Source organism: Mycolicibacter sinensis, from assembly GCF_001667945.1.
Lineage (GTDB): Bacteria > Actinomycetota > Actinomycetes > Mycobacteriales > Mycobacteriaceae > Mycobacterium > Mycobacterium sinense_B.
The window spans coordinates 1-1304 of the sequence record NZ_LZJK01000095.1 but is presented as its reverse complement, the minus strand read 5'-3'; the positions used below and the strand labels follow the sequence as shown (position 1 = coordinate 1304).

General features: G+C 67.1%; 1 protein-coding gene. It reads right to left on the bottom strand.

Features of this window, described 5'->3' with window-relative positions; genetic code table 11:
• The coding region (locus A5694_RS13505) for a sensor histidine kinase (RefSeq protein WP_207516001.1) at positions 1 to 1304 on the bottom strand (1304 nt) is incomplete at both ends.

The window sequence follows — 1304 nt, the reverse complement described above, 5'->3', positions numbered from 1 at the left end:
ACCAGCAGCAGCACGATTTCGGTGATCGCCGAATCGGTTTCGGCGATGGTGAAACTGTGTCGGGGGTCGATCAGGAAGTAGTTGAGCAGCAGGCCCGAGACCACAGCCGACAGCATTGCGGGGGCGACGCCGCCGAGGAGGGCGACCACCAGCACGCCGACGAAGAACAGCGCGCTCTCTCCGCCTAGGCGCAGCACCGGATCCAGCCATGCGGTTGTGATCCAGCAGACTAGCGACGGCACGAGCACCGCCGCTAGCCATGGCAGCACACGGCGTTGCCGAGCCGAGAGCGCTCCGCCGCGAAAGCCTTGCCCGGACTCTTCATGAGTCACTATGTGGACATCGATCTTCCCGGACAGCCGCACCACCGTCGCACCGATACCCTCGTCGAGCAAACGTGCCCAGCGGGACCGCCGCGACGTCCCGATCACCAGCTGGGTGGCGTTGACGTCCCGGGCGAAATCCAACAGCGCGGTCGGCACATCGTCGCCGACGACGACGTGCAGCGAGACGCCGAGGCTGGCCGCCAACTCGCGGATCTTGCCGATCCGGGCATCGGGCAAGGGCGAGCGCCCGTCACCGCGCAGCACGTGCAGCGCCAGCAACTCGGCGCTGGACTTCGACGCGATCCGCGAGGCTCGGCGGACCAGCGTCTCCGATTCCGGGCCGCCGGTGACGGCCACGACCACCCGCTCGCGCGCCTCCCAGGTTGCGGTGATCTTTTTGTCGGCGCGGTAGGTGGCCAGGGCGGCGTCTACCTGGTCGGCCACCCAAAGTAGCGCCAATTCCCTTAGCGCAGTGAGGTTTCCGCTGCGGAAGTAGTTGGACAGCGCTGCGTCGACCTGCTCCGGCGCGTAGACGTTGCCGTGGGCGAGCCTGCGGCGCAACGCTTCGGGTGCGATGTCGACCAGCTCGATCTGTGCGGCCTGACGGACGAACGAATCCGGCACCGTCTCTTGCTGCTGTATTCCGGTGATCTCGGCGACGACGTCGTTGAGGCTCTCCAACTGCTGCACGTTGACGGTGGAGATCACCGTGATTCCGGCGTCGAGCAGCTCCTCGACGTCCTGCCAGCGCTTGGGATTACGGCTGCCCGGGGCGTTGGTGTGCGCCAGATCGTCGACCAGGACCACTTCAGGGTGCCGGGCCAACACCGCGGAGACGTCGAGTTCGCCGCCCACAGCGCCGATTATCTCAATGCCCTCAAGCAGTTCGGCGGTCTTGGTGCGGCCGTGGGTCTCGATCGCGGCGGCGACCACATCGGTGCCGCGTTCGGCCCGGCGGTGGGCTTCGCCGAGCATCGC